Source organism: Streptomyces gamaensis, from assembly GCF_042656465.1.
Classification (GTDB): Bacteria; Actinomycetota; Actinomycetes; order Streptomycetales; family Streptomycetaceae; genus Streptomyces; species Streptomyces gamaensis.
The window spans coordinates 477,783-500,600 of the sequence record NZ_JBHSPB010000001.1 but is presented as its reverse complement, the minus strand read 5'-3'; the positions used below and the strand labels follow the sequence as shown (position 1 = coordinate 500,600).

Annotated in this window: 26 protein-coding genes; 11 read left to right on the top strand and 15 right to left on the bottom strand. The window is 69.9% G+C overall.

Annotated elements, in window-relative coordinates:
• Positions 1 to 18: 18 nt before the first annotated feature.
• Entirely contained in the window at positions 19 to 1,071 is a 1,053-nt protein-coding gene (locus ACFP1Z_RS02230; RefSeq protein ID WP_390313985.1) for a hypothetical protein, read from the top strand.
• Between the two features lie 90 nt (positions 1,072 to 1,161).
• Here the strand turns inward: ACFP1Z_RS02230 and ACFP1Z_RS02225 are convergent, their stop codons facing one another.
• Positions 1,162 to 1,668 (bottom strand): RICIN domain-containing protein, encoded by a 507-nt coding sequence (locus ACFP1Z_RS02225; RefSeq protein ID WP_390313984.1) that lies wholly within the window; start codon positions 1,666 to 1,668, stop codon positions 1,162 to 1,164.
• A gap of 225 nt (positions 1,669 to 1,893) precedes the next feature.
• Between ACFP1Z_RS02225 and ACFP1Z_RS02220 the strand changes: the two genes are divergently transcribed.
• Both ACFP1Z_RS02220 and ACFP1Z_RS02215 read left to right on the top strand, forming a co-directional pair.
• Positions 1,894 to 2,439 carry a flavoprotein gene (locus tag ACFP1Z_RS02220; protein WP_390313983.1) on the top strand — a complete coding sequence of 182 codons (546 nt, stop codon included), beginning with the start codon at positions 1,894 to 1,896 and terminating at the stop codon, positions 2,437 to 2,439.
• Positions 2,440 to 2,715: 276 nt separating this feature from the next.
• Positions 2,716 to 2,943 (top strand): hypothetical protein, encoded by a 228-nt coding sequence (locus ACFP1Z_RS02215; RefSeq protein WP_390313982.1) that lies wholly within the window; start codon positions 2,716 to 2,718, stop codon positions 2,941 to 2,943.
• 42 nt (positions 2,944 to 2,985) lie between these two features.
• Here ACFP1Z_RS02215 and ACFP1Z_RS02210 read toward each other — a convergent pair whose 3' ends face one another.
• From ACFP1Z_RS02210 to ACFP1Z_RS02195, 4 genes are all read right to left on the bottom strand, one after another.
• On the bottom strand, positions 2,986 to 3,231 hold the full coding sequence (locus ACFP1Z_RS02210) for a DUF7848 domain-containing protein (protein WP_390313981.1): 246 nt from the start codon (positions 3,229 to 3,231) through the stop codon (positions 2,986 to 2,988).
• A complete protein-coding gene (locus tag ACFP1Z_RS02205) occupies positions 3,231 to 3,434 on the bottom strand; it encodes a hypothetical protein (RefSeq protein WP_390313980.1) in 204 nt (67 codons plus the stop codon). Before ACFP1Z_RS02205 ends, ACFP1Z_RS02210 begins: the two co-directional genes overlap by 1 nt.
• A 177-nt stretch (positions 3,435 to 3,611) precedes the next feature.
• Positions 3,612 to 4,124 carry an ATP-binding protein gene (locus ACFP1Z_RS02200; protein WP_390313979.1) on the bottom strand — a complete coding sequence of 171 codons (513 nt, stop codon included), beginning with the start codon at positions 4,122 to 4,124 and terminating at the stop codon, positions 3,612 to 3,614.
• A 135-nt stretch (positions 4,125 to 4,259) separates the two neighbouring features.
• Positions 4,260 to 5,477, bottom strand: coding sequence for a helix-turn-helix domain-containing protein (locus ACFP1Z_RS02195; RefSeq protein ID WP_390313978.1), 1,218 nt, complete (start codon positions 5,475 to 5,477; stop codon positions 4,260 to 4,262).
• A gap of 108 nt (positions 5,478 to 5,585) precedes the next feature.
• Between ACFP1Z_RS02195 and ACFP1Z_RS02190 the strand changes: the two genes are divergently transcribed.
• Positions 5,586 to 6,062 (top strand): NUDIX domain-containing protein, encoded by a 477-nt coding sequence (locus ACFP1Z_RS02190; RefSeq protein WP_390313977.1) that lies wholly within the window; start codon positions 5,586 to 5,588, stop codon positions 6,060 to 6,062.
• Between the two features lie 184 nt (positions 6,063 to 6,246).
• Positions 6,247 to 7,722 (top strand): recombinase family protein, encoded by a 1,476-nt coding sequence (locus ACFP1Z_RS02185; protein ID WP_390313976.1) that lies wholly within the window; start codon positions 6,247 to 6,249, stop codon positions 7,720 to 7,722.
• A gap of 1,089 nt (positions 7,723 to 8,811) precedes the next feature.
• Here ACFP1Z_RS02185 and ACFP1Z_RS02180 read toward each other — a convergent pair.
• The 4 genes from ACFP1Z_RS02180 to ACFP1Z_RS02165 all read right to left on the bottom strand — a co-directional run bounded on the left by ACFP1Z_RS02180 (position 8,812) and on the right by ACFP1Z_RS02165 (position 10,623).
• Positions 8,812 to 9,099 (bottom strand): hypothetical protein, encoded by a 288-nt coding sequence (locus tag ACFP1Z_RS02180; protein ID WP_390313975.1) that lies wholly within the window; start codon positions 9,097 to 9,099, stop codon positions 8,812 to 8,814.
• Between the two features lie 338 nt (positions 9,100 to 9,437).
• Positions 9,438 to 9,683: a DUF7848 domain-containing protein gene (locus tag ACFP1Z_RS02175; RefSeq protein WP_390313974.1), complete on the bottom strand. Its 246-nt coding sequence runs from the start codon at positions 9,681 to 9,683 to the stop codon at positions 9,438 to 9,440.
• Positions 9,683 to 9,889, bottom strand: coding sequence for a hypothetical protein (locus tag ACFP1Z_RS02170; RefSeq protein WP_390313973.1), 207 nt, complete (start codon positions 9,887 to 9,889; stop codon positions 9,683 to 9,685). The genes ACFP1Z_RS02175 and ACFP1Z_RS02170 overlap by 1 nt, the downstream gene beginning before the upstream one ends.
• Entirely contained in the window at positions 9,886 to 10,623 is a 738-nt protein-coding gene (locus ACFP1Z_RS02165) for an ATP-binding protein (RefSeq protein ID WP_390313972.1), read from the bottom strand. The genes ACFP1Z_RS02170 and ACFP1Z_RS02165 overlap by 4 nt, the downstream gene beginning before the upstream one ends.
• Before the next feature lie 204 nt (positions 10,624 to 10,827).
• On the opposite strand from ACFP1Z_RS02165, the gene ACFP1Z_RS02160 reads away from it, so the two are divergent.
• The gene (locus ACFP1Z_RS02160) at positions 10,828 to 12,204 is read left to right on the top strand and encodes a tetratricopeptide repeat protein (protein WP_390313971.1); all 1,377 of its coding nucleotides are present in this window, start codon (positions 10,828 to 10,830) and stop codon (positions 12,202 to 12,204) included.
• 3 nt (positions 12,205 to 12,207) lie between these two features.
• Here the strand turns inward: ACFP1Z_RS02160 and ACFP1Z_RS02155 are convergent, their stop codons facing one another.
• The 3 genes from ACFP1Z_RS02155 to ACFP1Z_RS02145 form a co-directional block, all read right to left on the bottom strand.
• Positions 12,208 to 13,128 carry a phosphotransferase family protein gene (locus ACFP1Z_RS02155; protein ID WP_390314096.1) on the bottom strand — a complete coding sequence of 307 codons (921 nt, stop codon included), beginning with the start codon at positions 13,126 to 13,128 and terminating at the stop codon, positions 12,208 to 12,210.
• Between the two features lie 160 nt (positions 13,129 to 13,288).
• On the bottom strand, positions 13,289 to 13,975 hold the full coding sequence (gene msrA / locus ACFP1Z_RS02150; RefSeq protein ID WP_390313970.1) for a peptide-methionine (S)-S-oxide reductase MsrA: 687 nt from the start codon (positions 13,973 to 13,975) through the stop codon (positions 13,289 to 13,291).
• Positions 13,976 to 14,072: 97 nt separating this feature from the next.
• Positions 14,073 to 15,155, bottom strand: coding sequence for a hypothetical protein (locus tag ACFP1Z_RS02145; RefSeq protein WP_390313969.1), 1,083 nt, complete (start codon positions 15,153 to 15,155; stop codon positions 14,073 to 14,075).
• Between the two features lie 132 nt (positions 15,156 to 15,287).
• Here ACFP1Z_RS02145 and ACFP1Z_RS02140 point away from each other — a divergent pair, with 132 nt between their 5' ends.
• Positions 15,288 to 16,433: a cystathionine gamma-synthase gene (locus ACFP1Z_RS02140; protein ID WP_390313968.1), complete on the top strand. Its 1,146-nt coding sequence runs from the start codon at positions 15,288 to 15,290 to the stop codon at positions 16,431 to 16,433.
• A 107-nt stretch (positions 16,434 to 16,540) separates the two neighbouring features.
• Here ACFP1Z_RS02140 and ACFP1Z_RS02135 read toward each other — a convergent pair whose 3' ends face one another.
• Positions 16,541 to 17,032 (bottom strand): MarR family winged helix-turn-helix transcriptional regulator, encoded by a 492-nt coding sequence (locus ACFP1Z_RS02135; RefSeq protein ID WP_390313967.1) that lies wholly within the window; start codon positions 17,030 to 17,032, stop codon positions 16,541 to 16,543.
• Positions 17,033 to 17,188: 156 nt separating this feature from the next.
• On the opposite strand from ACFP1Z_RS02135, the gene ilvA reads away from it, so the two are divergent.
• From ilvA to ACFP1Z_RS02120, 3 genes are all read left to right on the top strand, one after another.
• Positions 17,189 to 18,508 (top strand): threonine ammonia-lyase, encoded by a 1,320-nt coding sequence (gene ilvA / locus ACFP1Z_RS02130; RefSeq protein ID WP_390313966.1) that lies wholly within the window; start codon positions 17,189 to 17,191, stop codon positions 18,506 to 18,508.
• Between the two features lie 121 nt (positions 18,509 to 18,629).
• Positions 18,630 to 19,685: an ATP-binding cassette domain-containing protein gene (locus ACFP1Z_RS02125; RefSeq protein ID WP_390313965.1), complete on the top strand. Its 1,056-nt coding sequence runs from the start codon at positions 18,630 to 18,632 to the stop codon at positions 19,683 to 19,685.
• Positions 19,682 to 20,542, top strand: coding sequence for an ABC transporter permease (locus ACFP1Z_RS02120; protein WP_390313964.1), 861 nt, complete (start codon positions 19,682 to 19,684; stop codon positions 20,540 to 20,542). The genes ACFP1Z_RS02125 and ACFP1Z_RS02120 overlap by 4 nt, the downstream gene beginning before the upstream one ends.
• Positions 20,543 to 20,624: 82 nt before the next feature.
• Here ACFP1Z_RS02120 and greA read toward each other — a convergent pair whose 3' ends face one another.
• Together greA and ACFP1Z_RS02110 are read right to left on the bottom strand one after the other, a co-directional pair.
• Complete coding sequence (gene greA / locus ACFP1Z_RS02115) at positions 20,625 to 21,122, bottom strand: transcription elongation factor GreA (protein ID WP_390313963.1); 498 nt, start codon at positions 21,120 to 21,122, stop codon at positions 20,625 to 20,627.
• Positions 21,123 to 21,410: 288 nt separating this feature from the next.
• Positions 21,411 to 21,821 (bottom strand): DUF4307 domain-containing protein, encoded by a 411-nt coding sequence (locus tag ACFP1Z_RS02110; RefSeq protein ID WP_390313962.1) that lies wholly within the window; start codon positions 21,819 to 21,821, stop codon positions 21,411 to 21,413.
• A 126-nt stretch (positions 21,822 to 21,947) separates the two neighbouring features.
• Between ACFP1Z_RS02110 and mca the strand changes: the two genes are divergently transcribed.
• Positions 21,948 to 22,817 carry a mycothiol conjugate amidase Mca gene (gene mca, locus ACFP1Z_RS02105; RefSeq protein WP_390313961.1) on the top strand — a complete coding sequence of 290 codons (870 nt, stop codon included), beginning with the start codon at positions 21,948 to 21,950 and terminating at the stop codon, positions 22,815 to 22,817.
• Position 22,818 lies beyond the last annotated feature (1 nt).

The following is a 22,818-nucleotide window of genomic DNA, read 5'->3' as shown; positions in this document are numbered from 1 at the left end:
ATCGCGAACCCCACACCCATGAGAATCCTCCCCCTCGTCGTCCTCGCCGTCATGCTCTTCTTCTGGCTGCGCAAGAGACGGCGCGCCGCGCAGGTCTCGCGCGCCGCCGCCGTGGCCGGCGCGCACCTGCTGCCGCCGGAGCGGCAGAACACGGACCGGGCCTGCCCGGACCCCGAGGCGGACGCCGTGACCGCCGCCCTCGCCCGGGGCGACTGGCAGCCCGCCGCGCAGGCACTCGCCGCCGCGGGTACGGACTGGGAGCGCCGCTCCTACCTCGTCGGCGTCGTCGCACGGCGGGCCGCCGAGGACGACTCCTGGCTGCGCGCGTGGCAGGCCGCGCGCCCCGACGACCCGGACGCGGCCGTGGTCGACGCCGACGCGAAGGTGACGCTGGCCTGGGAGATCCGTGGCTCGGGCTGGGCGAAGAACCTCACCGGCGAGCAGATCGAGGGCTTCTTCCGGGTGCTGCGGGAAGCCCGCGAGGACTTCGCGCGCGCGGCATCCCTGGCCCACCCGCAGGACCCGACCCCGTACCTCCTCCAGATCCCGCTCTACATGGGCCTGAACGCCCCGCACGAGGCCATGCGGGAGCTGTGGGCCGAGGTCGCCTCCCGGGCCCCGTACCACTACGAGGCGCACTGGTACGCGCTGCAGTACTGGTGCGAGAAGTGGCACGGCTCCGAGGAACTCGCCCGTGACTTCGCCGCGAAGGAGGCGGCAGCGGCCCCGGCCGGCAGCCTGCTCACGATGTTCCCGCTGCTCAGCTGGTTCGAGCACCACCACGACAAGGCGCCGGACGAGGCGTACGGCTGGCTGGAGGTGCGGCAGCTCGTCGACGCCGCCCTGGCGGACGTCGCGGCCGCGCGGCCGGACCACCCCCGCACCGCCGAAGTCCGGCACCTGCTCGCGTACTTCCTCACCGAGGCGGGCCGTTACGAGGAGGCCGTCGAGCAGTTCCAGCGGGTGGACGGCTACGTGGAGGCAGCGCCGTGGCGCTACTCCGGCAAGCCGGCGCAGATGTTCTGCCAGTACCGGGACAAGGCGCTCAGGGGTTCCCTGAGCGGACGCTGAGCAACGGGCGCCGGGGGTACGGGTGTTCCGTCGCCCGTACCCCCGGGGCCGCCGGGCGATTACCCGCCCTGACACGCCGGCGCCGGCTGACTACTGGTACCAGCGCTGGTTCGCGCCGCCCGTGCAGTCCCACATCCAGACCAGCGCGCCGACTTCGTCCCTGGAGTACATGATGTCCAGGCATTTGCCGTTCATCCGGCTGCGGATCTGCTGGCCGTCCCAGTACCACCGCTGATTGACGCCACCGTCACAGTTCCAGGTACTCACCGCGGCGCCGTTGTCGTTACGGAAGGCGTAGATCTCCAGGCACTTGTTGTTCAGCGAGGTGCGGAGCTGCTCGCCGTCCCAGTACCACTGTTGTTGCGGACCGCCGTTGCAGTCCCACATGAGAAGTGTGGCGCCGTCCTCCTGGTGGAAGGCGTAGACGTCCAGGCACTTGTTGTTCATGGCCGATCTCAGGAGCGGACTCGTGATGGCCTTCCTGGCCGGGGCCGGAGGTGCCGGAACAGCGGCAGACGCCGAGGAAGTGGCGAAGGAGCCGCACACCATGAGTGTGGCGGCTCCCAGCAGCATGGCTGCTCTGCGTGCTCTGAACATGGTTCTCCTTGAACAGGTTTGGCGTTCAGGGACGAGAGATCCATCCAAAGCGAGAGCTAAGGGCGTGCACATGCCACCAGACTCCCTATTGGGCCGACAGCCGCATTCGGGCCAACCTGTTCGGCGGAACACCGTCTCCGGATCAGCGACTCAGGTTCATCGGGTCACCATGACGCCGGCTGGTGCCCGCTTGTGCGCCCTGGCCCGACGCTGTGGACTGCCCGCGTGACCACGACACGGACCTTGTACCTCATCGCCTGCGCTGCTCCACCCGCCCGCTGCCTCGACGTGCCCATCCGCCTTGCGCAGAAGGCCGGTTGGGACGTATGCGCGATCCTCACTCCGTCCGCCCACCGCTGGGCGCGGGAAGACACCCACGGTGCGATCGAGGCTCTGGAAGCACTGACCGGGCATCCGGTCCGCTGGCAGTACAAACTGCCCTCCCAGCCCGACGTGCTGCCCGCACCCGACGCGATGCTCGTCGCCCCGCTCACGTCGAACACCCTCAACAAATGGGCAGCGGGCATCTCCGACACACTCGCCCTGGGCCTGATCACCGAGGGCATCGGACTGGGCCTGCCGATCGTCGCCCTGCCGCACTGGAACGAAGCCCAGGGCAGGCACCCGGCCGTTGCACGCAGCGTCGCGACCCTGCGGGAGGCGGGCGTGACCGTGCTTCTCGGGGAGGACGGGTTCGTTCCCCACGAGCCACGTCGGAGCGATCCGGACGCTTACCCGTGGGAGGCGGCCGTCAGCACCTTGCCGTTGTGAACCCGGCGCTGGGCGCACGGATGGGACCTGGCGGGTGAGCCGAAGAAGGCCCTGTTCGTCGAGTTCTCGGCGCCCGGCTGTCCCGGCTGCGACAAGGTCGCGCATGTTGTGGCGGGCCCGAACCCGACTGGCGCGCAGGAGCAGGGTCTCTTCGTGCCAAGGCGTCTCATCTGCCGGAACTGCGGGACGGTGAGGGAATGGCCTCGCGGCTGTGTAGCCTTCCATCGGAACCCGTATGAGCCGGCCACAGAACCGTACTTCGGTCTCCGCCTGCGGTTGCAGACGGAGACCCGGCACGGGTGGGTGTGGGGCTACAACCTGGAACACCTGGACCTGATCCGACGGTTCGTACAGGCGCCACTGCGTGAAGGAATTCCCTGGCACGACCACGGCCGGAAGATGACCGTAGTGGCCCGCCTTCCCGCATGGATGCAACAAGCCAAGAACCGCGACGAAGTGCTGCGTGCCATTGCCCGCATCCACGCCTCACTGCTCCGCGGCTGACCCAGAAACACCGGCTTCCGGGAGCGGCTGTCCCTCCCCGGTCTACGGGGACGGCTCGCATTCGTCCGCGTGCTCCGCCCGGAAGAAGGTCGTGTTCAGGCCGCGAAAGCCGGTGTGTGCCGTCTTACCGGCGTGCCGCAACGCCCAGTCCTGCGGTGGACCCGGGTCCTCCACCGGTGCGGACGACTCCCCGCACGTCATGCACTCGATCTCGTAGATCGGCTCACTGCCCGAGTAGTCCACCCTCAGCGTCCAGTCCACGTACCGCATCACCGACCGGCGCGCCATCACCACACCCGCTTCCCGCCGCGCGCCACCTCGACGCGGGCAGTCGCGTCCATCCGCTGGGCTGCGACGTTCTTCAGGAGCAGTACCACCACCGGGTTGCCCCGGCCACGCCGGTCCGGACGCACGTCCTTGACCTCGCACCAGTCACCCCGGACGCACACCCTGTCTCCGCGCCGCACCTGCGACGCCCACACGCGGGTCATCACCGAAACCCTCTCCATCACGAGCCAGCACCAGGGCTCTCACGGACTGCTGTTGAACGCGGCCCCCTCGTACGGGAGGGCACCCAGAGAGGGGGCCGCGTCAGGGCCGGCGGCTCCGGCCCCGGGCTGCTGTCGGTGTCCCGCAGGGGAGGCGGGGCGTACCAGCAGCCCAGCTCTCTACGGCTGCTCCCCCGGTGTGCGGCCCTCCAGGTCGAAGCGGCACCGTACGGTCTTGCCGCCGCTGAGCGTCCGCGTCCACCACAGGGCATCGGCGAGCTTGAAGACGATCGCGAGCCCGCGCCCGGAGTCCGGCAGGACGGCTTCGGGGACGTGGCCCAGCCACTGCGGAGCGAACGGGTCGCTTGCGGGGAGCATGGGCGGGTGGGAGTCCTCGTCGGCCACACCGAGAAACAGCCACCGGGGCACCTTCCACAGCGTGACGTCGACCCGCCGCGCGGCACCGGGCCGGGCCAAGTGCGGGTCGGGGGTCGCGTGCACGATGGCGTTGCTGACGAGTTCGGAGACGACCACACGCACGTCGTCCACGAGGGAGTGCAACTCCCAGTCCCTGAGGGCGGATCCGGCCATGTCGCGCGCGGCCCGGACCGTGTCCGGCGACTCGGCGTAGAGCGTCAACGCCCGGAAGCGCTCGACGTCTTCGGCCTGCACGTCGCCGGACGCAACTCTCACGGGCTGTTGGATCCGTAAGGGTTCCACCGTGTTCCTCCGGCTTTTGGGGAGCTTGGAGGAGTGAAGCTAGGCCCCGTGGGACGGGCGGACCCGGAAGAAAATTCCGGGTCTGTAGCGGCAGTTGATGGGCTCCGGCTACTTGACAACCCCGAGCTTGATCGCCAGCTCTTGGACGTCCCGCCGCCGGGTGCGCTTGTACAGTCTCCGGGCGAGGTCCCGCGCAAACTCGTGCGCCCGCATCTGCTCCGGGGCCACCTTGAACGCCCGCATGAGGTTGTCCACAGCAGCGTCTGTGCGTCCAGCTTCACCGTACGCGCGTGCCACGTCGAGCCGTAGACGGGCCCGCCGTTCGACGGGCAGACCGACCGCCCGCACGGTCGGCGCTATGTCCACGGCCGTTTGGACGTCACCGAACTCCAGCGCCGTCGCCAAACGATGGATACCCACGTTGGAAGGGCCGAACGAGGTCCACATCTCGTTGCCGTCGCCGCCCAGCCGTTCCGCCGCGCGCTCGGCCTTGTTCAGCATCTCGTCCGTGAGGGCGCGATCCTGGACCTTCATCCGGGAGGCTGCCATGGCGCCGTTGAGGTGCAGCGTTCCGTAGACGGACAACGCCACCGGCGACGACTTCCACCAGTCCGGCGCCAGATCGTCCGCAGCGTCCAGCGTGACGCGGACCGCCTCTTCCGGAAGGCTCGCGCCGAGCTGGACGTGAGCGACAGCGCGCCGCAGCGCGAGGACGACTGCGGGGTCTTCCGTCTCGCTCGCCGCGATGTCCCCTTGGTCGACCGCGATCCACGCCAGGTTCGTCTCGCCGAGCTTTCGGAGGTAGGTCGAAGCGACGTGCATGGTCAAGGCGAAGGCCCTCAGAGCTCGATGACCGTCGGCCCCGCTCGTGTGGGCGTGCGTTGCCAAGCGGGCATCAGCAAGGAGGCCGGGGAGTGCCGCGCCGAGCTCTGCGTACTTCGATGCCTGGTAGAGGCCCCATGCGTGGTCGACTTCGACCGTCAAGCGCTCAAGGCGAGGGGGCTCCCGGTTGTCGAACAACGAGCCTGACAGCCGACGTGACTGCATCAGCGCAGCGCGGATGTGCGGGACGCTGGCCTTGTGCCCGTCGTTGTCGGCCAGGAGCACGGGGGCGCCATGGAGGTCTTCCAGGTGCACGCGCAGTGCCTCGGCCAAGTCCATCAGCATCCGGACGTTGTTCACCGGGATCTTGTCCGCTTCGACACGGTAGACCCAGTCCTCGGACCGGCTCAGAAGCTCAGCGAGCTGCCACTGATGCAGCCCTCGCCGCTCCCGGTAGAACTTCACCCGCTTGCCGAACGTGAGTTGTTCAGACATGCCGCGCATGGGTCGCCCTCCCGTCGCTACGCAGGCATGAGTGTCACACGCCGGCGAAGCCGCAACGGGCGACAAGCCGGATACGGCCACAGCAGGCTGACTACGTAGGCTCGGCCCATGACGGAGACCGATCACGAAAAACGGATGGCCCGGCCTCGGATGGCAGCAGGAGCCCTGTTCTTCAACAGTCAAGGCCACGTGCTGTTGGTCCGCCCCTCGTACAAGCCCATGTGGGAGATCCCCGGCGGATACGTCGAGACAGGCGAGTCGCCGCTTGCCGCGTGTCGGCGCGAGGTCCTGGAGGAACTGGGCATTACCCCGTCGATCGGCGCCCTGCTGGTCCTGGACTGGGCGCCGATCGAGAGCGAAGGCGACAAAGTGCTGTACGTCTTCGACGGCGGGGAGCTTCAGCCGGACGACTACGCCGCGATCAAGCTGGCCCCGGATGAGCTACTGGCGGCCGAGTTCCACCCGGCGGAAGCCGTCGACGAGTTGCTGATCCCGAGGCTGGCACGGCGCGTGCAGCGTGCGATCGCGGCCCGGGAACACGGTCACCCGCAGTACCTGGAACACGGTGAGCCAGCAGGAGGCTAGGACGTTCTGCTTGGCGTTCGTACGGTGCTTCGTCGACGAGGGCTGGGCGGCCGTCAAGCGCGCTTATGTCGCGACCTTCGGGTGGGGCGACTACGTCACGCCGTGACGCTTCTCAGCCGTCCGCCGCAGCCACCCCCACCGGACAAGAAACCCCCGTCCCTACGAGTGTGTAGCTATGTGACCCATGACGACGAGACGAGCTGCGATCTACGTTCGCATCAGCCAGGACCGGGGTGGAGCCGGGTTGGGTATCGCGCGTCAGGAGGAGGACTGCCGAGCGCTGTGCGCCCGCAAGGGATGGGAAGTCTTCGACGTCTACTCGGACAACGACGTGAGCGCGTACTCCGGGGCCCCTCGGCCGAAGTGGCAGGAGCTCATGGCGGACATCGACGAGGGACTCGTGGACGCTGTGGTGTGCTGGCACGTCGACCGTCTCACGAGGAGCCCGCGCGAGCTGGAAGACGTGATCGATCTGGCGGACCGGAACGGTCTGGAACTGGCAACCGTAACTGGCGAGATCGATCTCGCGACACCGACGGGCCGTATGATCGCGCGGATGCTCGGAGCTGCGGCGCGTCACGAGGCCGAGCACAAGGCCGAGCGGCAGAAGAGGCAGCGCCGCCAGGCCGCAGAAGCCGGAAAGGTGGCCGGAGGGGGAAAGCGGCCGTTCGGCTTCGAGGACGACCGGATCACCATCCGGGAGAACGAGGCCGAGACCATTCGGGAGGGTGCGCGTCGGGCTCTTGCGGGCGAAAGCCTCTCCAGCATCTGCAAGGACTGGAAAGTGCGGGGCATCGTCACTGCGGCTGGCATCCCGTGGAAGCCTTGTGGTCTTCGCCGCATGCTGGCATCGGCCAGGATCAGCGGTCGGCGGGAGCACACTCCACGTAGCTGGTGGGAAACCACGCGCCCACTGCTGGGGGAAATCGTTGCCGACGCTGTATGGCCCGGAATCATCAGCTACGAGGATTCGGATCGCTTACGGGCTCTGCTGAGCGATCCCGCTCGCAGGAAGGGTGACGGCCAGAACCGTACCTATCTCCTGTCCGGGATCCTCCGATGTGGCAAGCCGACCGTAGATTCAGCGGGTGTGGTGATCGACCCGGTCGAAGAGCCGGAGAAGGTGTGCGGTTGGGGCATGGTCGGTCGTCCTCGTGCGGGGGTTCCGCGCTACGTGTGCCCCAACACGCCAGGCGCGGATTCGTGCGGTGGCACGGCGACAAACACCGCGAGGACGGACGAGCACATCCGTGACATGGTGCTGGCCGCCTTCGACTCGCCCGCCCTGAGGGAGCGGCTCCAAGAGCCGGACGGCGATGGTAGTGAACTCTACGAGAAGATCCGTGCCGACGAAGAGGAGTTGGAGGAACTGGCCAGCGAATTCGGCGAGAAGAGGATTTCCCGGAAAGAGTGGATGGTGGCGCGTGGGCCCATCCAACAGCGGTTGGAGCGGAACCGGGCGAAGCTTGCGAAGGTGTCGCGCAAAGCGGTTCTGCTTGGATTCGTGGGTAGCTATGAGGACATGCGTTGTCGTTGGGAGGCCATGAACGATTCCCAGCGGCGAGCGGTTGTTACCGCAGCAGTCCGGGCTGTGTACGTGGTTCCGGCACCTGGGAAGAGGTGGGATCCGGACCGGTTCATCTTTGACTGGATCGCCTGACGGACGAGCGAGCGGCGCGGGGTTCACCAGGGACCAGGGTGAAGACCCGCGCTGCGCGTTCGATCACGGCCAGATCATCGATGACGGGCGGTAGTCCTTGGCGGGCACGGGAGTTGGCGACACGGCGGCGGATTTCGTCAGGAGCCAAGGCGGCTCCAGGACTTCGGGACCGGGGATTCGATGCCGGATTCGGCGATCAAGGGACGACTCCGTGAGGTATGCGAAGGGCGATGGGTCGCGGCCGTTCATGAAGGCCTCTTCTCACGGGCTGACGTGGCGTCAGCCGCGTTGGCATCTTGGACAGATGCTGTCGTCACTCGTCCTTATATGTTACGCGTTGCATGCCCTCGGAATCCCGGCGTTTTCCCGTAGCTTTCGTTGCCCAGCCCTGTTCACCTCCAGGTGCTGCCAGGATCGTTACGTCGTGCGGAGCTGCGTCTGAGCGGAACCGGCCGGACCGATGAGAGCGATCGGTCGAAACCTTCTTTACTTCCTCAAGGGCGCGCCCACGGGCGCGCCGGGCGGCCCCGGCGCCCGCCCGGGCTGCGGCCTGGCGGCCGGTCCCGGTCGGCGCCGCCCCGCCCCGCACCACAACATGCATACAGAAGACGACGCCGCCCCCGAAGCGAGCACGGAGCACGCTGCGCGCGCTCCGGCAGTAGCGATTCCGCGTGCTGCTCCACGCCCCACCCGCAGTGATCCCCGGACCGCTGCGCGGCCGGGCACGGCACAGCGCCCGTCCTGGCGAGCTCCCTTGCCGACTCAGGTCCGGAGTCCGGCGGCCCTGCCAGGACCGCACGGCGGGTGTTCTGCCGTCTCTCGCTCTCGCCGTGGTGCAGGCAGTGAGGCTGGCAGCGAGGGGAGAGGTGGGGGCGCGGGTCCGGTACCGCGTCAGGCGGGGCCGGGGGAGGCCGGGCGCCGTACTCCCGCCGTCACGGATGCGGCCGCGTGAGGAGACCGCACCCATCGGCCGTGGCTTGGGGGGAGCGGCAGCTGCCGCGCTGTGGCCGGGCCCGTCGTGGGCGCTCCGCTCAGCGCGGCACCGTCGTGGCCAGGCGTCCGCCCGGCCCACCGTGGCCAGTTGCGGTCTCAGCCCGCCCGCTTCAGCTCTCCCGCGTCCTCCAGCAGGCGCGCCACGGTCCGTACGGTCTCCACCGGCCACACCAGCCGCACCACCCCGGACCCGTCCGCCCGCGTCGCCGCCGACATCGAGGCGCCGGCCGCGTCCACTCCCGCCGCTGTCAGTGCCTTCTCCAGCTCCGCCGCCGCGTCCTTCGCCGCACGCCAGCCCGCCGCGTAGTCCACCCCACGCACCCACACCACCGCGTCCGGGTCGGACTCTCCCGCGTCGGACCACACGCCGTCTGACTCGTGCATTGCCCAATCCCCTTCAGCAAGTGTTGTGTTGACTCCTGTCGATCGGGGTTGATCGCACACGCACGCGGCGGCAACCCCGGTACCATCGGCACCGGGGTTCTTCGCTGATCCCCTACCGGACCACCCCCGGAGCTTCCTGGCACAGGGGTGGTCCGGCCTCATCTCCGGTTGTTATGCGCGGCCTCGACCTACCCGGGCGGGCCACACGCGGTGCCGGACACCGCCTCTCCTGGATGCGATGCACTCTCCCGTCGCCGCACGTAGCAGGCGAGGGACCGCACCGAGGGAGTCCAGAAGCAGAGCCACCGGGTGTCCTGGGAGCGGCGGCCCCGCCCGGTCTACGGTGACGGCTCGCATTCGTCCGCGTGCTCCGCCCGGAAGTAGGTCGTGTTCACGCCCCGGAAGCCGGTGTGCGCCCTCTTCCCCGCGTGCTGCAGCGCCCACTCCTGCGGAGGTCCCGGGTCCTCCACCGCTCCGGACGACTCGCCGCACGTCGTGCACTGCATCTCGAAGATCGGGAGAGTGCCCGAGACATCCATCCGCAGTACCCAGTCGACGAACCGCATCACCACCCGGCGCCCCATCACCGCACCCGCTTCCCGCCGCGCGCAACCTCGACGCGGGCCGTCGCGTTCACCTGCCGGGCGGGGCCGTCCCTGAAAACCAGCACCACCCTGGGGTCACCTCCGCCGCGCTGGTCGGGACGCACCGCCTTGATCTCGCGCCACTTGCCGCCTTCGGCCACAACATCGTTGCGCCTCAAGTGCTGCGCCTGCCTTCGCTTCGTCACGGCTGGACCTCCTCGGCGGGCGTCGTTCGTGGTGTCGGACGCGGCCCCCCAGCTGGAGGGGAATCCAGCGGCCGGGGGGCCGCGTCCCGCTGGTCGGAGTGGTCACTCCCCGGCCAGCTGTCCGGACCGCCGTGTGCCTCCCGATCGCGGGGGAGGGGTGCAGAATCGCGGTGGTCCGGAGGTTCGCGTACCAGCCACTCGAACGGGTCGATGTCGAAGCGGCAGTACACGGTCTTCCCGCCGTCGTCCTTCGGCGTCCACCACAGTGCCTGGGTCAGGTTGGCCACGATCAGCAGGCCCCGGCCGTGGTTCGGCATCAGCGCTTCCGGAAGATCGTCGGCCCACTCGGGCGAGAACGCGTCATGGGACGGGAGCGTGGGCGGACTGGAGTCTTCGTCGGACACGGCGACGAAGAGCCACTTGGGCCACTTGCGGAGAACCACCTCGATACGCCGGGGTGCTCCCGGCTGGCACAAGTGGGAGTCCGGGACAGCGTGGTTGATCGCGTTGCCCACGAGTTCGGAGACGACCAGTCGCACGTCGTCGATGACACTCAGCACGTCCCATTCGGTGAGCGCGTCGCGTGCCATGTTGCGCGCCACCGCCACGGTGTCCGGAGCGTCCGCGTTGAGCGTCAACGCACGGAAGCGCTCGATCGGTTGAGTGGGACCCTGCGTGTGCCGTAGAGGCTGGTACAGGGTTTTGTCGGGGTGTTTGACTCTCGGTCCAGACACTGTTGGTCCCCTCCAGTCTGCCGTGAGCGCTGACGCCCCGGCATCGCGTGCTGCACAGTCAACGGCCAGCAGCGCGGGAGCGGGAGCGTTCACCAGGGGGTTCGCGTGAACACGGGGAACCAGGAGGGGAGTTCACGAATGAACCCCCTCTGTCGGCGACCTGTGCCACGATGAACGCCAGCTGTCACCACAGGTGGTGGGAACATGAACCGGGCACCGAATACACAGTTGATCTCCCTGATGGACGAGGCCGGAATCTCGAACAAGGGATTGGCCAAGCGCATGCGGGACCTCGCGGAGCACCGGGGCGAACCCCTCGGTACGACCCACGTCTCGGTCCAGCGGTGGCGCAGTGGGGCGAGCATCAAGCCGACGACGGCCGCAGTCATGGCGGACGTGCTCAGCGCCAGGCTGCGACGGCGCATCACCCCTGGTGACCTGGGGTTCTTCGGGAAGCCTGAATCCGCCGCCGCGCAAACCCACGTGGACTACCCGGGAACGGCGGACGAGGCACTGGCCCAGCTCGACAGCCTGAGCTCGATGGACGGGGGAGCGCCGTGTGGCAGCAGCCGTCTGATCGTCGCTGACGGGGACCTGAGCACGGCAGTCCTGTCGTGGATGACATCCCGCCCCGACGGCGTCCGGCCCGACCTCCCGAACCGTCGACGCGTCGGCATGCGCGATGTACGTGCCATCCGCACCGCAGGCAAGATGTTCATGGAGCTGGATTTCCAGTTCGGCGGCGGCCACGGTCACAGAGCACTCCGCCACTACTTCCGCCATGAGGTCCTGCCATTGCTCGATGCGAGTTACAGCGAGAAGGTGGGAGCTGCCCTCTTCGGCGCCGCTTCGGAGATTGCCCAGTTGCTCGCTTGGACCGCGTACGACTCCGGGAATCACCGGCTTGCCCACCGGTACCTGACGTCAACACTTCGGCTGACGCAAGTCACCGGGGACCGTACGTTCGGCGCGCGCATCCTGTCGAATCTGAGCCATCAGGCCAACTACTTGGGTCATCATGTGCAGTCCGCGCAAATGGCCCGGGCGGCGATCGAGGGTTCCAGGGGTCAGGCAACCCCGCGTGCCATGTCAATGTTTACGGCCATGGAAGCCCGAGCGCTGTCCAATGCAGGTGATGCACGGGGTGCCGGCCGGGCGATGAACGAAGCTGAGCATCACTTTGAGCGAGCCGATACCGCCGAGGACCCGGAGTGGCTTTCCTACTTCGATTCGGCGGAACTCATGGGGGAGTTCTGCCATTGCTTCCGTGACCTCAGGCAGCGATGCGAAGCGGTCCGGTACGCGCAGCACGCGGTGGACAGTACCGACCCGAAGTATGCCCGCACGCTGGGATTCTGCCGCATGGTTCTCGCCCAGAGCCTGCTGATCAACGGTGAGCTGGAAGCCGCCGTCGACACCGCGACGCTTGCTGTCGAGGCCGGGGACTCCCTCCAATCGGCCCGTTTTCAGCGCTACGTCAGCGACTTCCAGGGGGAGATCACCGGGCACTCCACCAATCCTGCTGCGGTGGCCTTCAACGAGCATGTGCGTCAAGCCATTGCCAGGCTGGACGAGGAATGATCCTCACCACGGTTGCCAGTTCCGAGGCGCGTCGTTGTCCCTCAAGGAGGCGATGCGCCGGGCGTATTCAGATGCCACGCGTTCACTCTCGGAGATGTTCTGCATGAGCCATGTTGTCATGTGGAGCTCCTGTATCCCACGCAGCGTGGCGAATCCGGGCCAGTCACGCAGATCCCGGCCGTAGGCGCGTACGAAGTCCGCGTACTGCTCCTGCGTCTGCCAGCCCAGGCTGTGGTGCTCCACCGCCGTGACCATCAGGTCCCACTCCGGGTGGTCGAAGCTGAACTTCTCGAAGTCGATGAGGACCGCACGGCCCTTCTCGTCCACCATGAGATTCTGGAAATGCGCGTCACCGTGCACAGGCACCTTGGGCAACGCGAAGCGCAATTCGGTGACCTGCTTGCGCAGTTCCAGCACTCGCGCACGCAGGAACTCGCGGTCGTCTTCCGGAACACCCCTGGCGCGGGCGATCCGCAGGTCCGTGCGCCCGAAGATGTTGTAGGGCGGAAGCGTCATCCCGGCCGGGAGCTTCAGCGTGTGCAGGTCCCGCAGGAGGACGCCCAGGTCCCCGTAGGTGGGCTGACGGTCTCCGGCCCGGATGAAGTGCCAGAAGGTCACCGGATGCCCGTCGGCCACCAGGGGCTGATCGAGTTCGGCCACGACACGTGCTGCGGGAAACCCCTCACCCGCCAACCAACGTGACACCGCAACCTCGTTGCGGACCGCTGGAAGGTAGTCCACCGACCGTGCGACCCGGACGACGACCGGGGCGGAAGCCAGCCGGAACAGCGCATTCTCACCGAAGCGGATCAGCTCCGCTCCCCCGGCGTCGAGGCCGACCGAACGGCACGCCGCCGCCGCGACCCGTGCGGCCCCCGCCGACGTGAACCCCTCACCCGAAGCCCGGGCAGCATCAGACGACATGCCGGTACCAGCTCCCCTAGTCGCGCGCGATCTCCCGTCACGCGCAACCACGGGTGACCAACCCGCGCGCGACGGACACGGCATAGACCGTACCCAAGCCGGGCTGGGGCGCTGGGATCAAGCCCCGAGTGAGCGGTGGCGCCCCGCCGACTGGTGCTTCTCAGCCGTCGGCCGGAGCAATCCCGGTGGGGCAGGAGCCACCCTCCGAGGGGTCACTCAGCTTGACGCCCGTCCCCCCGATCCCGCAATACCCGCCCGGATTCCGGTCCAGATACTGCTGGTGGTACTCCTCCGCGGGGAAGAACGGCCCCGCCGCCGTGATCTCCGTGGTGATGTCGTCGTAACCCGCACCCCGCAGCACCGGCTGATACGCGTCGCGCGAGGACTCCGCCGCCCGCTGCTGCTCCGCGGAGTGGGTGTAGATCGCCGAACGGTACTGCGTGCCGCGGTCGTTGCCCTGGCGGTGGCCCTGGGTGGGGTTGTGGGACTCCCAGAAGAGCTTCAGCAAAGAGCGGTACGGGACGACGGCCGGGTCGAAGACGACGCGGACGACCTCCGTGTGCCCGGTGAGGCCGCTGCAGACCTCGTCGTACGTGGGGTTGGGGGTGAGGCCGCCCTGGTAGCCGACCAGGGTCGTCCATACGCCTTCCGTCTGCCAGAACCTGCGCTCCGCTCCCCAGAAGCAGCCCAGGCCGAAGTCGGCGATCTCCAGGCCCTGCGGATAGGGGGCGGCCAGGGGGGTGCCGAGGACCGTGTGGCGCCCGGGGAGGGGGAAGGCCGGCCCGGGGCGGCCCGGCAGGGCTTCCTCGGGGGTGGGGAGGCGGGATTCGGGGCGGTGGAACAGCATCTCGGCTCCAGAGCGGGCGGCGGCGGGGTGCGGCGTACGACGGCGTCCGTACAACGCGCGACGGCGGGGCAGGATTCCCGGGCCGGCGGGAGAGGCGTCAGCGCCCCGCCTGCCAGCCCGCCACCGCCACCGCCCGGTACGTCGTGTAGGCCGCCACCGGGTCCGCCTCGTAGGACCAGGGGACGGCGCCGATGTGCCCGTCCACGGCGCGCAGTTGCTCCACGGCCTCCCCGAAGCGTTCGGCGCGTACCAGGAACCACGCGAGCAGGTGGCGCACGTGCGGCAGGACGGGGTGGTCGGCGGGGGCGTGCCCGACCGCGTACTGGGCGGCCTCGATCGCCTGGGAGACCACGACGCCGCGGTAGAGGCCGTGGACCGTGGTGACCTCCGGCAGATGGTCGTGGACCGCGAACAGCGGCAGCGCCGGCAGCAGCGTGCCCTTGGGGGCCCCGGCGGCCGCGCGCTGCGCGAAGGCGTCGGCCTTCTCCTGGGAGCCGTGCCACTTGGCGCTCCAGTAGCGCAGGGCGGCCAGGTGGGCGCCCATGTGGTGCGGGGCGCGGGAGACGACCGTCTCCCACACCGACTGGAACTCCGCCTCGCTCGCGCCCATGCCGCGCGCCACGCCCAGCTGCACGATGTACGGCACCGGGTCGCCGGGCGCGAGCAGGGCCGCCTCGTCGCAGACCGTACGGGCCTCCTCCAGGATCATGCGGTAGTCCTGCGAGGACGGGTCGCGCAGCGCCTGCTGCACCAGGAACTCGGCCTGCACGGCGGCCCCGCCCGGGTCCTTCGGCGCCACCACGCGCCAGTGCCGCAGCCACATCCCGCCCGTGCCCGGGGTCTCGGCGAGCTCGCGCACGGCGGCCCCGGCCAGGGTCTGCACGCGCTGCCAGCGCAGCTCCGGGTCACTGGTGGCGTCCGTACGGGCCAGCAGTTCGGCGGCGGGCTTCCAGTCCTGGGTGCGGCGGGCCTCCTCGACGGCGGCGAGCAGCTGCGGGTCGGGGCCGGGCAGGCGCACGTCGAGCTGCCCGGGCGGGACGAAACCGTGCGCGGCGGCCGGGTCGACGGCGGCGGGAGCGCCGCCGGCCAGGGCCTGCGCGGCGCGCCTGCGGCGCAGCGCGGGGCCGATCACGACCCCGCAGACGATCACGACGGCGAGCAGGACGAGCAGAAACTCCATGAAAGGTCCTGGTTTCCTTCAGAACGGTTCCGGTGGGGCGGGCGGCGGCACGGCAGGATCGTTCATCCAGACGTCACACCACCGACAAGTGAACAGGACTGTTCCGGGGTACCGGGTACTACCCTCGGCACAATGAGCGATCAGCATGCTTTCGAGACCCTTGCCATTCACGCGGGGCAGGAGGCGGACCCGCTGACGGGGGCCGTCGTACCGCCCATCTACCAAGTGTCCACCTACAAGCAGGACGGCGTCGGCGGTCTGCGGGGCGGTTACGAGTACAGCCGCAGCGCCAACCCCACGCGCACCGCCCTGGAGGAGAACCTGGCGGCGCTGGAGGGCGGCGTGCGGGGTCTCGCGTTCGCCTCCGGCCTGGCGGCCGAGGACTGCCTGCTGCGTACGCTGCTGGCCCCCGGCGACCACGTGGTCATCCCGGACGACGCCTACGGCGGCACCTTCCGGCTCTTCGCGAAGGTCGTCGCGCGCTGGGGCGTGGAGTGGTCGGTGGCCGACACCTCCGACCCGGCCGCCGTCAGGGCCGCCGTCCGCCCGGGCACCAAGGTGATCTGGGTCGAGACGCCCTCCAACCCGCTGCTGGGCATCACCGACATCGCCGCCGTCGCCGCGGTCGCGCGCGAGGCGGGCGCGAAGCTGGTCGTCGACAACACCTTCGCGAGCCCCTATCTCCAGCAGCCGCTGGCGCTGGGCGCGGACGTGGTCGTGCACTCCACGACCAAGTACATGGGCGGTCACTCGGACGTCGTCGGCGGCGCGCTCGTCACCGCCGACGCGGGCCTGGGCGAGGAACTCGCCTTCCACCAGAACGCGATGGGCGCCGTCGCCGGCCCCTTCGACTCCTGGCTGACGCTGCGCGGCATCAAGACCCTCGCGGTGCGCATGGACCGGCACAGCACGAACGCCGCCCGCATCGCCGAACTCCTGCTCTCCCACCCGAAGGTGACGCAGGTGTACTACCCGGGGCTGCCCGAGCACCGGCTCCACGAGGTCGCGGCCAAGCAGATGCGCGCCTTCGGCGGCATGGTGTCCTTCCGGGTCGCCGGCGGCGAGGAGGCGGCCGTCGAGGTCTGCAACCGGGCGCGGCTGTTCACGCTGGGCGAGTCCCTGGGCGGTGTGGAGTCGCTCATCGAGCACCCGGGGCGTATGACCCACGCGTCCGTGGCGGGCTCGCAGTTGGAGGTTCCGGCGGACCTGGTGCGCGTCTCGGTCGGTATCGAGTCGGCGGACGACCTGCTCGCCGACCTCACGCAGGCACTGGGCTGACCTTCGGGCCCGGCCCGCTCAACTCGCCTGCGGCAGTGGGGCGTACGGTGCGCGTACGCCCCACGGGGAGACCTCCGCGGATGTCCCGGGACTGTGTCAGGTCGTCGTCAGGTCGTCGGCTGGATCGTGTTGTGGACCTCGGACAGCGCGGAGTTGAAGCGCGTGAGCAGGGCGCAGAACGCGGTGCGCTCGTCCTCGCTCCAGCCCTCCGTCACCAGCGCCATCAGCTCCCGCCGGGAGGCCCGGACCTCGTCCAGCCGGGACTTGCCGCGCGGGGAGAGCTGCAGGACGACGGCACGGCCGTCCTCGGGGTGCGAGGTGCGCTTGACCAGCCCGGTGTCGACCAGCGGCGCCACCTGGCGGGTGACGGTCGAGGAGTCGATGCCCATGCCCGCCGCGAGCGCCTTCACGCCCATCGGGCCTTCCTGGTCGAGGCGGTTGAGCAGCAGATAAGCGGCGCGGTCCATCGAGTTGCGGACCTGGCCGACACCGCCGAGCCGGGTCTGTTCGGCGCGGCGTGCGAAGACGGCCACCTGGTGCTGGAGGGCGTCGAGGACACCGGGGGCGAGGTCGGTCGTCATGTCCGAGGACGTGGGCATGGCCTGAGGCTCACTTCGTCGTGCGGCGGGCGGAAAAGCTCGGGAATGGGGGACAGAGTACGCGGCCGGGCGACTCCTCGTACCGGAGCTGCCCAAACCGCTGGGTATGCGTTCGGTAATCGCGCCGCCGGGGGCCGTGGCTGCGAGACTGACCCCATGGGCGCACGCGCCGGTGACGAGGGCGGCGGGGGGACGTCCTCGCGCTCAGGGGCGGCTCCGCGGGCATCCGGGGCCTGTCCGGGGCCCGCCGGCGCCCCTTCCGCGCCGGCTGCCCGCTCCGTCACGCTCGACGACGTCCGCGCCGCCCGCGAGCTCCTCTCCGGCGTCGTCCGCGTCACCGCCCTGAAGGGCAGCCGGCACCTGTCGGGGCTGGTCGGCGCGCCCGTCCTCCTCAAGTGCGAGAACCTGCAGCGCACCGGCTCCTTCAAGGTGCGCGGCGCGTACACGCGCATCGCGGGACTGGGCGAGGAGGAGCGCGCGGCGGGGGTCGTGGCCGCCAGCGCGGGCAACCACGCGCAGGGGGTCGCCCTCGCGGCCTCGCTCCTGGGCGTGCGCTCCACGGTGTTCATGCCGCACGGCGCGCCCCTGCCCAAGGTCGCCGCGACGCGCGAGTACGGCGCGAGGGTGCGCTTCGCCGGGCATGTGGTCGACGAGGCGCTGCGGGCCGCGCGGGAGCACGCGGCGCGCACCGGCGCCGTGCTCGTCCACCCCTTCGACCACCCCGGTGTCATCGCCGGCCAGGGCACCGTCGGCCTGGAGATCCTTCAGCAGTGCCCCGAGGTGCGCACGATCGTCGTGGGGGTGGGCGGCGGGGGGCTCGTCGCCGGGATCGCGGTCGCGGTCAAGGCGCTGCGCCCCGATGTGCGGATCGTCGGGGTGCAGGCGGCGGGCGCCGCCGCCTACCCGCCCTCGCTGGCCGCCGGGCACCCGGTGACCCTCGCGGCCCCGGTGACGATGGCGGACGGCATCCTCGTCGCCCGCCCCGGCGAGCTCCCCTTCCGTCTGGTCGCCGAGCTCGTCGACGAGGTCCGTACCGTCGGCGAGGACGACCTCGCCGCCGCACTGCTGCTGTGCCTGGAGCGGGCCAAGCTCGTCGTCGAGCCCGCCGGGGCGAGCGCCGTGGCGGCGCTGCTGGCCGCGCCCCGCGCGTTCGAGGGGCCGGTGGTCGCCGTGCTCTCCGGCGGCAACGTCGACCCGCTGCTGCTGCAGCGCGTCCTGCGGCACGGCATGGCGGCGGCGGGCCGCTATCTGTCGCTGCGGCTGCGGCTGACCGACCGGCCGGGTGCGCTGGCGGCGCTGCTGGAGGTGCTCTCGCGGGCCGACGCCAACGTCCTGGACATCGGCCACGTCCGCACCGACCCCCGGCTCGGGCTCACCGAGGCGGAGGTCGAACTGCACCTGGAGACCACGGGGCCCCGGCACTGCGGCGAGGTGCGGGCGGCCCTGCGGCGGGCGGGATACGTGGTCATGCCGTGATGCCGTGACGGCGGTTTCCCGCGCGGGTGAGGGCCGTTTTTTCGCAGCGCGGCGCGGCGGCGCCGAACGTAGACTCGGTGACTACGTCATCCACCACGGGGAGACACGGGGGAGTACCTCCATGCCAGGTGCCATTCTTGCCGAGGGCCTGGTGAAGACCTTCGGCGATGTCAGGGCTCTGGACGGCGTCGATCTCGACGTGCCGGAAGGAACCGTTCTCGGACTGCTCGGCCCCAACGGCGCCGGAAAGACCACCGCCGTCCGCATCCTGACCACCCTCATCGCGCCCGACAGCGGCAGGGCCGTGGTGGCGGGCATCGACGTTCTGAAGAAGCCCGACGCGGTACGCCGCTCGATCGGGCTGTCGGGCCAGTTCGCCGCCGTCGACGAGTATCTGACGGGGCGTGAGAACCTGCAGATGGTCGGCAGGCTCTACCAGATGTCCGCCCGCGACGCGAAGGCGCGCACGTCCGAGCTGCTGGAACGTTTCCACCTCGACGACGCCGCCGACCGCCCCGCGAAGACCTACTCCGGCGGCATGCGCCGCCGGCTCGACCTCGCGGCGGCGCTCGTCGTCAGCCCGCCCGTGATGTTCATGGACGAGCCCACCACCGGTCTCGACCCGCGCAACCGGCAGCAGTTGTGGGAGGTCATCAAGGAGCTCGTGGCCGGCGGCACCACGCTGCTGCTGACCACGCAGTACCTGGAGGAGGCCGACCACCTCGCGCACGACATCGCCGTCGTCGACCACGGCCGGGTCATCGCGCGCGGGACCTCCGACCAGCTCAAGGCCCGTACGGGCGGGGAGCGCGTCGAAGTCGTCGTACGGGCGCCGGAGCGCATCGGCGACGCCGTCGGCGTGCTGCGCGGCTTCGCCCGGGACGGGCTCACCGTCGAGGACCACACCCGCAAGGTCACCGTCCCCGTCTCCGGCGGCGCCCGGCTGCTCGCCGAGGTCATCCGGGAGTTCGACGCGCGCGGCATCGAGATCGACGACATCGGGCTGCGCCGCCCCACCCTCGACGACGTCTTCATCTCCCTGACCGGGCACGCCGCCGAGGACGGGGCGGCCGGCCCCGAGACCGCCCGGGGACCGGGCCGCCGCCGGGGGCGCGGCCGCCGGGGCGAGCGCGGCGAAGGGGCCGCGCGGGAGAGCGGACAGGAGGTCGCCTCATGAGCACGGCGGAACGCGGCGGGCCCGCGCCGGTGACCCTGCGGGCGCACGGCCCCCTCGGCCAGTCGGTGCGCGACTCCCTCGTCGTCGCCCGGCGCAATCTGATCCGTATGCTGCGCATCCCCGAAGTGGTCATCTTCGGGCTGATCCAGCCGATCATGTTCGTGGTGCTGTTCAGCTACGTCTTCGGCGGCTCGATCTCCGTCGGCGGCAGTACCGACCCCGCGGCCTACCGGGAGTTCCTGATGGCGGGGATCTTCGCGCAGACCGTCACCTTCGCCACGGCCGGCGCGGGCGCGGGCATCGCCGACGACATGCACAAGGGCCTCATCGACCGCTTCCGTTCGCTGCCCATGGCGCGGGGGGCGGTGCTCACCGGGCGGACCCTCGCCGATCTGGTGCAGACCGCGCTGACCCTGGTGGTGCTCGCCGTGGTCGCGGTGATCGTGGGCTGGCGGACGCACGCGGGCATCCCTAAGGCGGTCGCGGGCTTCGCCCTGCTGCTCCTGCTCGGCTACGCCTTCTCGTGGATCGGCGCGCTGATCGGGCTGACGGTACGGACCCCGGAGGCGGCCACCTCGGGCGGGCTGATCTGGCTCTTCCCGCTGACGTTCATCTCCAACGCGTTCGTGCCGTCCGACAACATGCCGACGGTGCTGCGGCACATCGCCGAGTGGAATCCCTTCAGCGCCACCGTGCAGGCCGCCCGGCAGCTGTTCGGCAATCTGCCCGCGCACTATCCGGTACCGGGCGCCTGGCCCATGCAGCACCCGGTGTGGGCGTCGCTGATCTGGTCGGTGCTGATCATCGTGGGCTTCCGCACCCTGGCGGTGCGCAAGTACCGCTCGGCGGCCGCGTGACGCGCTCCCGGCGCAGACGTAAGCCCCGGCCCCGCGTTCCGGGGGGCCGGGGCTTACGCGCAGCGGCGCGGGAGAGCCGGGCTCAGGCCGTGTAGGGCTTGGCCTCCAGGATGCGGACCATGGCCTTCTTGCCGTTGGGCAGCTCGTACTCGGCGTCCTCCCCGACCTTCTTGCCGTTGACGCCGGTGCCCAGCGGGGACTGGGGGGAGTACGTCTCGATGTCCGAGCTGGCGTACTCACGGGAGGCGAGCAGGAAGCTCAGGGTGTCGTCCGGGTCGCCGTCGAACGCGATGGTGACGACCATGCCCGGGGCGACGACACCGGTCGCGGCCGGGGCCTCGCCGACCTTCGCGCTCTCCAGCAGCTGCGTGAGCTGGCGCACCCGGAGCTCCTGCTTGCCCTGCTCCTCCTTGGCGGCGTGGTATCCGCCGTTCTCTCGCAGGTCACCCTCCTCGCGGGCCGCCGCGATCTTTGCCGCGATCTCGGTGCGAGCGGGACCAGACAGGTACTCCAGCTCTGCCTTGAGCTGGTCGTACGCCTCCTGGGTGAGCCAGGTGACGTTGTCGCTGGTCTGGGTCACAGGTGCTCCTCGTCGGTACTGGACAGTGGGGGATACAAATGAACGCCCTACTCAGAAGGGTGCACCTTCGTAGGTGGGCGAAACCACGAGCCTAACAATTGCGTACGGAAGGGGGGAAGAAGTGCGGGGGAGATACCGCGCAAGAATCGCGTCAGTACTGGTCAGGCCGGTGTGGCGAAGCTGTGACAGCGGCCTTCGGACCCCTGCGGGAGGGGCGGTGGGCGACCCGGCGCGGGGTGGCGCGCGGGGGTCGTGACACGGCCCGCCGGGCGCCGGGGCGTACCGGCGTCAGCCGCGCGCCGCGGTCGTGCAGCCCTCCAGGTCGGCCGCGAGCGCGCGCCGCGTCGTGCGCAGGGTCACCAGCTCGGTGAAGTGGGCCTCGCGGCGGTCCAGGGTCACGTCCTTGCGGCCGACCTCCGTGCCGTCCTCGCCGAGCGCGCGCAGGGTGCACACGCCGGTGGCGTCCTTGTCCTTGCGGATCTCCAGCACGGCCTGCACGGAGCCGTCCGAGAGGGGCTGCGAGCGCACCAGCAGGCCGGTGACGTCGGACTTGGTGATGTAGTGCACGCCGGCCCAGCCGACGAACGCGAGCAGCGCGACGCCCAGGATCCCGCCGACGATCTTCAAGGTACGGTCGGCGCGTTCGTCCGCCGAACGGCCGTAGCGGCCGGCGGGCTGCTTCTCGCTGACCGCAGCCATGATCGTTCCTCCGGTTGGGGGCAGTCGGGGGAATCGGAATGAATCCCGACCCGCTTCGGTCACTATAGGAGGCGCCCCCGCATTACCCATACGTAGGGGCCATGACCAGGGACTGAGGATCGAGCCTTGACTGAGCAGTTGCGTTTGATGGCCGTACACGCCCATCCCGACGACGAGTCGAGCAAAGGCGCGGCCACGATGGCCAAGTACGTGTCCGAGGGGGTGGACGTGCTGGTCGCCACCTGCACGGGTGGGGAGCGCGGCTCCATCCTCAACCCCAAGCTCCAGGGGGACCCCTACATCGAGGAGCACATCCACGAGGTCCGGGCCAAGGAGATGGCCGAGGCCCGCGACATCCTCGGCGTCAAGCAGGAGTGGCTGGGCTTCGTCGACTCCGGGCTGCCCGAAGGCGACCCGCTGCCGCCGCTGCCCGAGGGCTGCTTCGCGCTGCAGGACGTCGACGAGGCGGCCGGCCGGCTGGTGAAGCTGATCCGTACCTTCCGTCCGCACGTGATCACCACGTACGACGAGAACGGCGGCTACCCGCACCCCGACCACATCATGACCCACAAGATCTCGATGGTCGCCTTCGAGGCCGCCGGCGACCCCGAGCGCTACCCGGAGGCCGGCGAGCCCTGGCAGCCGCTCAAGCTCTACTACAACCAGGGCTTCAACCGCCCGCGCACCCAGGCGCTGCACGACGCCCTGCTGGAGCGCGGCCTGGAGTCCCCCTACGGGGAGTGGCTGGAGCGCTGGCACACCATGGGCCGCGAGCGGACCCTGACCACCTACGTGCCCTGCGGCGACTTCTTCGAGATCCGCGACAAGGCACTGATCGCGCACGCCACCCAGATCGACCCCGACGGCGGCTGGTTCCGGGTGCCGCTCGACCTCCAGCGGGAGGTCTGGCCGACCGAGGAGTACGAGCTCGCGACGTCGCGCGTGGCCACTTCCCTCCCCGAGGACGACCTCTTCGCAGGCATCCGCAACAATTGAC

Coding starts and splice junctions, on each gene's coding strand:
- ACFP1Z_RS02225 (WP_390313984.1), bottom strand. CDS start 1,668: ATGTTCAGAGCACGCAGAGCAGCCATGCTGCTGGGAGCCGCCACACTC.
- msrA (WP_390313970.1), bottom strand. CDS start 13,975: ATGCTGTTCCACCGCCCCGAATCCCGCCTCCCCACCCCCGAGGAAGCC.
- ACFP1Z_RS02125 (WP_390313965.1), top strand. CDS start 18,630: ATGCCAGGTGCCATTCTTGCCGAGGGCCTGGTGAAGACCTTCGGCGAT.
- ACFP1Z_RS02120 (WP_390313964.1), top strand. CDS start 19,682: ATGAGCACGGCGGAACGCGGCGGGCCCGCGCCGGTGACCCTGCGGGCG.
- ACFP1Z_RS02175 (WP_390313974.1), bottom strand. CDS start 9,683: ATGGGGCGCCGGGTGGTGATGCGGTTCGTCGACTGGGTACTGCGGATG.
- ACFP1Z_RS02160 (WP_390313971.1), top strand. CDS start 10,828: ATGAACCGGGCACCGAATACACAGTTGATCTCCCTGATGGACGAGGCC.
- ACFP1Z_RS02210 (WP_390313981.1), bottom strand. CDS start 3,231: ATGGCGCGCCGGTCGGTGATGCGGTACGTGGACTGGACGCTGAGGGTG.
- ACFP1Z_RS02140 (WP_390313968.1), top strand. CDS start 15,288: ATGAGCGATCAGCATGCTTTCGAGACCCTTGCCATTCACGCGGGGCAG.
- ACFP1Z_RS02190 (WP_390313977.1), top strand. CDS start 5,586: ATGACGGAGACCGATCACGAAAAACGGATGGCCCGGCCTCGGATGGCA.
- ACFP1Z_RS02110 (WP_390313962.1), bottom strand. CDS start 21,821: ATGGCTGCGGTCAGCGAGAAGCAGCCCGCCGGCCGCTACGGCCGTTCG.
- ACFP1Z_RS02145 (WP_390313969.1), bottom strand. CDS start 15,155: ATGGAGTTTCTGCTCGTCCTGCTCGCCGTCGTGATCGTCTGCGGGGTC.
- ACFP1Z_RS02180 (WP_390313975.1), bottom strand. CDS start 9,099: ATGCACGAGTCAGACGGCGTGTGGTCCGACGCGGGAGAGTCCGACCCG.
- ACFP1Z_RS02135 (WP_390313967.1), bottom strand. CDS start 17,032: ATGCCCACGTCCTCGGACATGACGACCGACCTCGCCCCCGGTGTCCTC.
- ACFP1Z_RS02230 (WP_390313985.1), top strand. CDS start 19: ATGAGAATCCTCCCCCTCGTCGTCCTCGCCGTCATGCTCTTCTTCTGG.
- ilvA (WP_390313966.1), top strand. CDS start 17,189: ATGGGCGCACGCGCCGGTGACGAGGGCGGCGGGGGGACGTCCTCGCGC.
- ACFP1Z_RS02185 (WP_390313976.1), top strand. CDS start 6,247: ATGACGACGAGACGAGCTGCGATCTACGTTCGCATCAGCCAGGACCGG.
- ACFP1Z_RS02205 (WP_390313980.1), bottom strand. CDS start 3,434: ATGACCCGCGTGTGGGCGTCGCAGGTGCGGCGCGGAGACAGGGTGTGC.
- ACFP1Z_RS02155 (WP_390314096.1), bottom strand. CDS start 13,128: ATGTCGTCTGATGCTGCCCGGGCTTCGGGTGAGGGGTTCACGTCGGCG.
- ACFP1Z_RS02195 (WP_390313978.1), bottom strand. CDS start 5,477: ATGCGCGGCATGTCTGAACAACTCACGTTCGGCAAGCGGGTGAAGTTC.